The sequence below is a fragment of the Tateyamaria sp. Alg231-49 genome, from assembly GCF_900143535.1.
Lineage (GTDB): Bacteria > Pseudomonadota > Alphaproteobacteria > Rhodobacterales > Rhodobacteraceae > Tateyamaria.
Genome location: NZ_FRFA01000035.1, coordinates 1 through 9,445 on the forward strand (window position 1 = coordinate 1; position 9,445 = coordinate 9,445).

The 9,445-nt window shown below is 49.5% G+C and carries 6 protein-coding genes and 5 pseudogenes; 5 read left to right on the forward strand and 6 right to left on the reverse strand.

Annotated elements, in window-relative coordinates; translation table 11 throughout:
- On the reverse strand, positions 1-264 hold a 264-nt coding region (locus DHN60_RS21975; protein ID WP_255415603.1), incomplete at its 3' end, for a MaoC/PaaZ C-terminal domain-containing protein.
- 330 nt (positions 265-594) lie between these two features.
- On the opposite strand from DHN60_RS21975, the pseudogene DHN60_RS21980 reads away from it, so the two are divergent.
- The 3 genes and pseudogenes from DHN60_RS21980 to DHN60_RS21990 all read left to right on the forward strand — a co-directional run.
- Positions 595-988: pseudogene (locus DHN60_RS21980) on the forward strand (DDE-type integrase/transposase/recombinase); the annotation flags it as partial.
- Between the two features lie 52 nt (positions 989-1,040).
- A pseudogene (locus DHN60_RS21985) lies at positions 1,041-1,601 on the forward strand (IS6 family transposase); the annotation flags it as partial.
- A gap of 528 nt (positions 1,602-2,129) precedes the next feature.
- Entirely contained in the window at positions 2,130-3,008 is an 879-nt protein-coding gene (locus DHN60_RS21990; RefSeq protein WP_108839438.1) for a DMT family transporter, read from the forward strand.
- A 597-nt stretch (positions 3,009-3,605) separates the two neighbouring features.
- Here the strand turns inward: DHN60_RS21990 and DHN60_RS22785 are convergent.
- The 5 genes and pseudogenes from DHN60_RS22785 to DHN60_RS22015 all read right to left on the reverse strand — a co-directional run.
- A pseudogene (locus DHN60_RS22785) lies at positions 3,606-3,802 on the reverse strand (IS5/IS1182 family transposase); the annotation flags it as partial.
- Positions 3,803-3,874: 72 nt separating this feature from the next.
- Entirely contained in the window at positions 3,875-4,633 is a 759-nt protein-coding gene (locus DHN60_RS22000; protein WP_108839440.1) for a hypothetical protein, read from the reverse strand.
- A gap of 132 nt (positions 4,634-4,765) precedes the next feature.
- Entirely contained in the window at positions 4,766-5,656 is an 891-nt protein-coding gene (locus DHN60_RS22005) for a LysR family transcriptional regulator (RefSeq protein WP_159089346.1), read from the reverse strand.
- Between the two features lie 403 nt (positions 5,657-6,059).
- Positions 6,060-6,758: a cold-shock protein gene (locus tag DHN60_RS22010; protein WP_306416027.1), complete on the reverse strand. Its 699-nt coding sequence runs from the start codon at positions 6,756-6,758 to the stop codon at positions 6,060-6,062.
- 572 nt (positions 6,759-7,330) lie between these two features.
- Entirely contained in the window at positions 7,331-7,510 is a 180-nt protein-coding gene (locus DHN60_RS22015; protein WP_108839443.1) for a hypothetical protein, read from the reverse strand.
- Between the two features lie 1,292 nt (positions 7,511-8,802).
- Here DHN60_RS22015 and DHN60_RS22020 point away from each other — a divergent pair.
- Positions 8,803-9,192: pseudogene (locus DHN60_RS22020) on the forward strand (IS6 family transposase); the annotation flags it as partial.
- Positions 9,193-9,279: 87 nt separating this feature from the next.
- Positions 9,280-9,445: pseudogene (locus DHN60_RS22025) on the forward strand (IS3 family transposase); the annotation flags it as partial.

Below are 9,445 nucleotides of genomic sequence, written 5' to 3' on the forward strand. Positions count from 1 at the left end.
CCCTAGGGATCGACCATTTGCATCCATGTTGGCAACTAGCATAGACATCGTCATTGCGCATGTGTGCCAACCGCTCGCACACAGACCGCCAAACAGCGATTGTTTGGCTGCTTCATGGTCCAAATGAAAGAACTGTGGATCGTATTTCTGTGCAAACTCTATGATTTCTTCTTCGGTCACCTTGTAGGCGCCAAAACTTTGCTTCTGACCCACCTCAAAGCTCTCGAAGGGAATATAGTTTTGGCTATCTTGGGATTTTGTCATTTCTGCCTCGCGTTCTGGGCTACTCGTTATACGCACGACAGAATGACTGCCGCATATTCCATGCACCCAAGGGCTCTCTAACCTACTTTGATTGACCGGGATTGATCATTGCATCCAAGAATGCAAACTTTGATTGATTGGCCATGTGCGTAAGGTGACTACGAAAAGCCCACCTCGAATCAAACTAACGAGAATTGATCGAGGATGTAATGTTATAGGCAAATCGTGTAATTTTTTGCGCAAATGTTGTGTCGACTTTTGGGCTAAGAACGTCTAATTTCCTCAATGAAATCAATAGATAGAATGTAACGTTATAGGCACCCCTACAGCGAAGTCCTGGAAAACTTCGTCACGAAGGCACGTGATAAGAAGGCTGCGTTGAAATTCTTAAAGAAAGCAATGCGTAAGCATGGCCGGCCCGAGGTGATCGTCACGGATCTGCTGCGCTCATATGGCGCTGCGCTGAAAGAGATCGGCGCCGCAAACAGGCAGGAAACTGGTCGCTGGCTGAACAATAGAGCGGGAGAATTCACATCTGCCGTTTCGATGACGAGAACGGGCGATGCTTCGCTTCAGGCGCATGCGAAGTTTGCAGAAGTTCGCCTCCGTCCACGCTTCAGTCTACAATCACTTTAATCAGGAACGCAGCCTTTCAACGAGACCAAATTTCAAGCTCAACCGCGCCGCCGCTCTCACAGAGTGGCGTCAACTTTGTGCGCAATAGGGACAGTATCACTGTCCAAGCTGAGACTGGTTCGAATTGGTCTGACAGCACCACTGTGAGATTTTGGTGGCATCGGTTCGGTCCGATGTTCGCGTCCGAGATCAGAAAACGGCGGATTGCGGGCATGAAATCCAGCAAGTGGCGCTGGCATTTGGATGAGGTGTTCGTGAAAATCAACGGCGAGCGGCATTATCTATGGCGGGCTGTCGATCATGAGGGCGAAGTCCTGGAAAGCTTCGTTGCAAAGACACGCGACAAGAAAGCCGCGTTGAAATTCTTAAAGAAAGCAATGCGTAAGCACGGCAGTCCTGAGGTGATCGTCACGGATCTGCTGCGCTCATATGGCGCTGCGCTGAAGGAGATTGGCGCGGCAGGCAGACAGGAAACCGGTCGCTGGTTAAACAACAGGGCCGAGAACTCGCATCTGCCGTTCCGACGACGAGAGCGGGCGATGCTGCGTTTCAGGCGTATGCGAAGTTTGCAGAAATTCGCCGCCGTCCACGCTTCCGTCTACAATCCCTTTAATCAGGAACGCAGCCTTTCAACGAGACCAAATTTCAAGCTCAACCGCGCCGCCGCTCTGGCTGAGTGGCGTGGTCTTGGCGCGAGTTAATGGACAGTGTCACTGTCCTTGTAGAGACCAGTTCGAATTAGTCTGCCAGCACCCGCTGGGCACAATAATAGGAAACCAGCCGATAGCTGAACAACCGAACGGAAAATTCACGCCTTCCGTAGTGACAAAGAATACGGGCTGTGCATCGATTAAGGTGTATGCAAAATTTGCAGAAATTGGCATGCAGTCACGCCTCCGCCTACAATCACTTTTATCCGGAACTCAGCGTCTACTCACGAAACAAATTTAAACTCAACGGTGTCGCTGCTCTTGCTGAGTGGCGGGGTTTCTGCGTGAACAGTGCCACAGTCCTTGTGGAGACTGATTCGAATTAGTTCGCCAGCACCCTATTCGGCACAAACTCCGGTATTTTGTGGGAAATTGAGGTCAGTTCAAACCCGTCTGACAGCACCTGTCATTGCGCTTGTCCAAATTGAAATCAACGAATACAACCAGTCTAAACAATACACTCTATAGGAGTTTCTTAAGGCGGGTCACAGCCGGCTTAAGTACAAGGTGTTCCAACGTATGACTGTTACACTATCTGCTCAACACCAGAGACAAATACGCTGGTTAGGAATTTTACTTGTCGTAATGTCCGCGCTGGCGTTTAGTTTGGCCGGCGTGTTGACCAAGGCGATCGAAAGTGACGTTTGGGTCGTCGGCAGTTGGCGCGGTCTCATCGGCGGTATATTGATCGTCGGATACGTATACTTGCGGGCGAAGCGAAGTTCAGCGGAAGCGCCATTTAGGCTTGGGTGGCGCGGTTGGGTGTTGGCAAGCTTGATAGCTGGTTCGGGTCTTGCTTTTGTCGCCGCGTTCAAACTGACCTATGTGGCAAATGTTGCCGTCGTCGTTGCTGCAATTCCTTTTGTGACCGCATTAATTGAGTGGATTTTTATGCGCCAAAAGGTCCGCCGCGTCACTCTATTAGCAATCGTGATAAGTGCGATCGGAGTTCTTGTCATGGTAAGTGGCAGCTTGGGTTCAATCAACCTGCTGGGTGACTCGCTAGCCATATTGATGATTTTGATGCAAGGCCTTGCAATGGTTCTAGTTCGGGTCTTCAAGGACACGCCCGTTGTGTTTGCCATTGCGGTTGGTGGCTTTCAGGTGTGTCTCATTGGCTTGATTTTTAGCGATCCATTTGCCGTTACTTTCCAGGATGCAATGTTGCTTACAGCGTTTGGGTTGTCTGTCGCTACGGCGTCAATTCTGTTGATCGAAGGCCTACAGTTGATTAGCGCCACTGAAGCTGGACTGCTGGGTACAGTTGAAGTCCCAGCGGCTATTTTCCTAGCGTGGGTATTTTTGGCTGAAACACCGCCAAATACCAGTATCCTGGGTGGGTCCTTGATACTTTGCGCCGTGTTTTGGAACGCACTGAAAGTTCCTCAGCCAAACTGATGTTTTTTGCCAATTGAGACGCCAATGAGTACACAAGCTACTGGCTCCATTTACCGAAACTTTCAAATTTCACAGTACGCACCTAGCGTCCTATTTCGGACCTCGTCAGGGCTAAAATCAAATGCAAACTGCTCTAATGCCAAGCGCCCTTCGCTACATAATTGATGTGGGAGCGAAGCCTGAGCTATTAAGCCGCTGCGTGGGATGCAAGTTCAATCGCCCGCAAAAGTGCCTCATCAGTGCTCCGCAACGGGCGGTTTGAGACACAGACTTGCCTTTGGCCTCGGCCAACCCGAAAGAGACTGGAATAGTACACCCCTTCTGAAATCTCGGTTGCACACGGAACCCAACGCCCACCTGGGCCTTCCACGGCTTTTCCAAAGCACACGTTCACGGAACCTGCAGGTGGACAGGATAAGGCAAGAGAAAGGTCAAACAGACAAATTGTATTCATGGCAGCTCCTACACATGAATTTATTCAAATCAATTTGGTCAAAAAATGTCGATAAACGGGCATTAGCCTTCGAGAGAAGAAAAAAGTGCGATGGCTGAGCTTACCTGCCCAGCGGTGACGAACAGGTTGGTGGGCTGCAATTACTGTTGCAGATGGCACGCAATTAATTTGGTGTTCATGCCACCAAACTGTTCGCTGTGCTGTGCGCTTTTAAATAGGCTGCATCAATAGTGACCTTCTTTGCCTCGCTGTGCTCGGCGGCTGGACCTACCATGATCGTCGCGAAGATGTTCTGGTCGCTCCACCGCCTCTAGTAGTTTAACAAAGTCCTGTGTGGGCCACACACTTTGAATGCTCTACGCCTTCACGTCGAAACCAGTGGGTCCGGACACCAAGCAAATTGAGTTCAAGATCAGTTCTTGGATTCTATTGATGTCAGAGACACACCAATCGAGGAAACCTGACCCGAGAGTTGAAGAGGCTGCACCTTGCTCCCAACTACATTTTGAATATCGCTCGCACTCATAGAAACCAAATATTCTTCATTGGTGACCTGTTGATCCGGCCCAATCCACTTTCCGGGTTCGCAGTGGCTGTAACCGTAGCGAAGCTGAGCACCTTTGGCCGCCAATTGTTTTGGGACGAAGGCAAAAACAAAGTCCGGTCTCCAAGCTTGATGGAGAATTTCAAAAAGCAAGCGAGACAGGAAACCCGTCGCTCCTTGGCTACGAGGCCCACCGAGCCCACGTGCCGGCAACCAAAAATCTCCATGGTAACCAACGGAGCCTGTGACGGACTTGAGCGCTTCAGGGCCACTAAAGAACGTCAGATCTGGATCTGGAGTAGTATCGGGCACAATGTACTTATGGCGATGCATGTCCAAATGTTTGCCGAGGGAAATACCTGAAAGGTCCAGCAACCGAGCTGCCTGCGTGTGAACCAATTCGTCATCTCTGTCGAAGCCGCAAATCCAAAAGCCGTTTGATTCATCAATGAACGAACGGGTTGTGTCAAAAACTGGACTTAGTTCACTGCGACCCGTGCAAAAACTCCGATAAGAACGGTAGACGGAAAAATCGTCCCCAACTTCAACCCGCATACCGAGGACCTCGAGGCCTCTAATGATGCCCGAAATGTTATCCGCCATATCAACAATGCTTCTTACTGACATTTTGAACCCCGAATTTTGCTATGCCTGTGCCAAAGAGAAAGCTAGCACAACAAAATGATAGTTAAGCAAGATCATTGCATAAAACTCCAAATTATCGCTCAATCTAGAATTTGCATGTGTCTTTTAAAGCACTTATCCGGAAAGTTCAGGCGGGTTGTCCATTATCAGGTCCCTATCTAGCTGAGGACGATCGGCTGTGTCTAATGACTGAATTTCGATCTGTTCTGTCAGTGCGGCGAGAACAATCAAGCCAGGTGTCCCATCGGGGAACATGCCTCCCAGAAGCAATCTCTGGAAGGTTACAGGTTTGGGTTCGCCGCCATCCTTTTCCAAGTGAGCATAAATATGATCGAGACGAACACCTCCTTCGTCGTAAATCCGAGCATAAGCACCCAAACTAAACTCATTATATTCGTCGCCAATATTGTCATCACTGATTAGCTTGCCAATCGCACTCTTAGACCACGCCCAACCAAACCATCGAGCATATGCCGACTCCCTGCCTACACGGACAAAGACCCAACCCGATGGCCCTTTTCGAAACAGCACCGCATAAGGCCAAATTTTCTCCATGGCCTCACTTTCAAACTGAGCCTCAGCGTTTCCCCATGCTACGAAGGTTTTTTTAATAATCGGCAAGCCGTTCATGGCGATTTGAGAGATCGAGTGCTGTTCAGAGCGATATACTCTTCCTTTACTGTCAGTGTACCGAAGCTTCTCCAATCCACTGGATGAATCCCGCTTCAAATTGGACAGGCCTGCCCATGTTTCCAATTTGAGAAGCAAAAATTTTGCTTCTTCAAGGGATGACAGGCCAAAAGGTGTCAGCCGATATTGCCTTTCTACTAAATCAAAAAGCGGTTCGCCCTTGATCAGCTCCAAATCCCTTATGTGGCGTCGAACGGTTTGACGAGTCGTATCGAGTTCGAGACACGTTTGGGACAGATTTAAGGTGCGCCCCATGCATACGAACGCTCGTAGCATGGCGACTGTGACATCGCCGGTAATTTTAGTCTGATACAAGGCGTTTCCTAGAAGTTGGGATCTTTCGTCCAGAGCTTCGCACTCAAGTTCGAATAAAAGAAGGCGGAACTGTTGATTTTTTGGGGTGCAGTTAGGGCTTCTATCGGGCAACACCGGCTTAAGGCGGGCATAGTTTCGTAACTTACTGTGATGACAAGACGCTTCGCCCTCCACCATTTCAAAGCTAATCCTGTGATCACCCGACTGGCGGTCATGATGTCTATTCGGATTTCGCTTTCACCTCGGAATGTTGAAGACTTTCCACACGAACGTGGCAACGACATCAGCCACGAAACTGTTCTGTTTTGGCAGAACGGTATTTGTCCGATGTCCACGGTAGGTACCCGAGAGAAAAAAACGGACATTCAACTCTTTCATCAAGCCCTCGTCGCTGAACGAGATTTCAGGCTATTCTTAGCCAATTGGCAGCCAGCCCATCACATCTCCGGAGCTCGTGCGCGTCACCATCTTTCGCCTGTAATCCATCTGCCGAATTTTTCACACAGGGAAGATCGGAAGCGCTACTGGGTTGTTCTCTTGCATTCCAACAAGTGTCCCAAGAGTGGACCTTGACGGCCGATTGGCCACGTTCGCCGTCAACCACGCCAATTGCCAGCGCTTCACCCGGTTGAAGATCCGACAGGCCCGACCGTTGAAGCACATCAACGTGCACGAACACATCGTCATGCTTGCCAAATACATTGGCGAAACCGTACCCTTTTTCGTGATCAAACCATTTAACCCTCGCGGGTTCAAGCGGTACATCAGCGAAAGCATCTGCATCCCAATCAGCAGTGCCATCTATTGTAGCCAAGCTACCGGCGTCGAAATTTTCAGGTGGGTGAATTGCCGCAACGCGAACGACCTGGGCGCCCTTGCTCGTTTCTTGTGCAAAAAAATCGACTCGTGCCTTGTCTGCGATAGACCTTTGTCCAAAGTTCAGCAGCACGTTTACGTGAAGCAGTATGTCTGGCCCGCCTGTATCGGCTACAATAAATCCGAAGCCCTTTTTGGGATCGAACCACTTAATCGTTCCTGATTGCATTGGTACAGTCGAAACCTTAGTGACAGTCTCTTCTTGTAACTCATTATTACCAGTCAAAATATACTCCTCTCATTCACTACCCCCCCGAACTCATTTTACATGCTCTACGCTTCTCCAGTGAAAGATACGATTTAAAGCCTGTGATTGAAGTGTGGCAAAATTTAGGCAGTCTAACACCTCGTTCCTTTGCCTTTCCACTTGGCGTACTCCACAAAGGAGAGCAGACATGCCTCTGTACCGGCATTCGTCGCGCAAAACCTCGGAATGTTAACCTCCTTCGGACCCTATGCGCCCCCCTAAGCTGGACGTTTTCTCCTTCACAAGACCGAATGTGACCGTGGTGCAATCGGAGTAATTAAGCAGCAAGCTGTTCATCAAAACGGTGTATGCGTGTGGACCTAAATACGGGCACCGCTTGGCGTTTTTGACGCATGCTTTGAAGGCATAGAACGTCGTTGCTCCCATGTTCAGAATTATTCTTTTTTCTGCGCAGAGCGTCCAAAGCAACGATGCGATTTGTGCGGGCGATTTGAATGTATGAGATGTTCATGCGGGTTCCTTTCCTGAGAACAGAGATCGATATCAGCGAGAGACTGATCGGATTGTAGGGAGCTGGTGGACAGCTAGTGTTAAGCGGCGTTCCCGGAAAAACGCAAATTCTCTGAAGTGAAAAAGATACCATTTGGCGTTCGGATTGGGCGAGGCCCGGCTCTCCAGTCAACGAAGGAAATGACGTTGTCGGTCATCATTTTGACCGCTGTGCGTGCGTGTGGTTTGGCTTTGCGCTGGAATGCGATGATGTTGTTCATTTTGTATCCCCTTAGTCGTCTGTTTGTTATTCCTACGAACCGTCCATCCCCGAACGCTCGCAGTTTTGGGCGATGCCCTTGTTTTGTTCATCGTTAGCGAGCCATTTGGGAGTTAAGGCACCGGCTGAAGAGCCTTGGGCCTATTCACATCCCGTCGTTTCGGCAGCGATTGAACACTACTCAAAGTTGTTTTCAATCTAGGCGAGAAACAGACGAATTTGTGGTAAATATATGTCAAAACACATAAAAAACATTCGATTGTCGCAACTGTAGCGAGAATTGGCCGTATCTTTGCCTTGATTGGCGCCCGTTTGGAAACCACACCATCATCGAAGGTGCTGAGTTGTTTTCAGAATCATGCACCGATTCTTTTCAAACGCAGGCCTTGGGACAGCTAAAGTCAGCCTTTCGCGTAATTGAGACATCTGAAGCTTGCGCGGCGAAAGGCCGGTTTTGGTTCCATTACATGTACGAGTATTCAACCGCCAGTTTGGGCTCAAAGCAGTTGGTCTCCCAGTTTTTGGAAGCCGGCGGTTTCGCCACTCACTGATCAAATGGAACCACGCGTTCTTACTGTGGGTGTCGACCCAGCAGAGCCGGGATGCAAACGCGGAGACTTTGCAAAAATGATTGAAACGCGGATGTCTTTGTTGGGCAACCTGCGCGGTCATCCAGTTCGCTCTGCGTCCGAAGCTTTGGAAGGTTCAAGTGTTTACGTTTCGGGAGGGGAGACCCGAAACCACTTGAACCTTCGCAATGAAAGCCGCTGCCGTCAGACTGAAAACACATGGCGCGCCATACTTACTCGTTACTATTTACACATCAGGCCACACACACACGCGGCTTACTCTCTACGTTACCGAGACACCAAACACTGTCTCGATGAGTAACGAATACTTGGTCGGGTCACTTTGGAACAACTCATCAAAATTTCACTTAAGTGCGTATGATTTCATACTATGGTTGGATGATTTATTTACCATCAGTTTGAGGCGCCTCCAGGTTGCGTATGGTATTGAAAATAATATATAAAACTGAGTGTCCATGAGGGCCGATGTTCCGTGCCGCAATCTGGTCACAGAGCGGTCACAACAATGACATAAAATGACCTTGGACTTGTCATGTTTCACAAAAATAACCGTCAACTGCTTTGGGCTCGGAGCAGTCGTTCGCTGCGCAGTGCATCAATGACCCCTTTGCAGGACGAAGCAGCCGCTCGCCTTGGTTGCTCCAATGGCCTTGTCAGAGGAAACCAGCTTGAAGCGGGCAGGGCGGATTTGTAGCGTTCAGGCATGACCGAACCTGACCCATTTCGCTATTTCAAAACAAGTCGTGAGATTATCCGCCTGGCGGTAATGCTTTATGTCCGGTTTCCTCTGTCCCTTCGCAATGTTGAAGATTTGCTCCATGAACGGGGCATCGATGTCAGCCATGAAGCCGTCAGATATTGGTGGCATCGGTTCGGGCCGATGTTTGCTTCCGAGATCCGTAAGCGCCGGATCGAAAGTATGAAATTCAGTTGCTGGCGCTGGCATCTGGACGAGATGTTCGTGAAGATCAACGGCGAGCGGCATTATCTATGGCGGGCTGTCGATCATGAGGGCGAAGTCCTGGAAAGCTTCGTTACAAAGATACGCGACAAGAAAGCCGCGTTGAAATTCTTAAAGAAAACAATGCGCAAACTGTCTGACGTCAGCGCTTATGGGTCCAAATAGGGCAAATTGCTAAGAGAGTGTTCTTGGCTCATCGTAACCACCGAGGAGTGGAAGATGAGACAGACCAATGGAACACGCAAAAGCTCAGGCGAGAAGATCGTCAAAGACATCAAACGAGCGACCCGCAAGCATTACTCGTCCGAAGAGAAGATCAGGATCGTCCTGGACGGTCTGAGGGGCGAGGACAGCATAGCTGAGCTGTGTCGTCGTGAGGGTATCT

Excerpts from the sequence above, each read along its gene's own strand:
- DHN60_RS21990 (WP_108839438.1), top strand. The coding sequence starts at position 2,130 with ATGACTGTTACACTATCTGCTCAACACCAGAGACAAATACGCTGGTTA.
- DHN60_RS22000 (WP_108839440.1), bottom strand. The coding sequence starts at position 4,633 with ATGTCAGTAAGAAGCATTGTTGATATGGCGGATAACATTTCGGGCATC.
- DHN60_RS22015 (WP_108839443.1), bottom strand. The coding sequence starts at position 7,510 with ATGAACAACATCATCGCATTCCAGCGCAAAGCCAAACCACACGCACGC.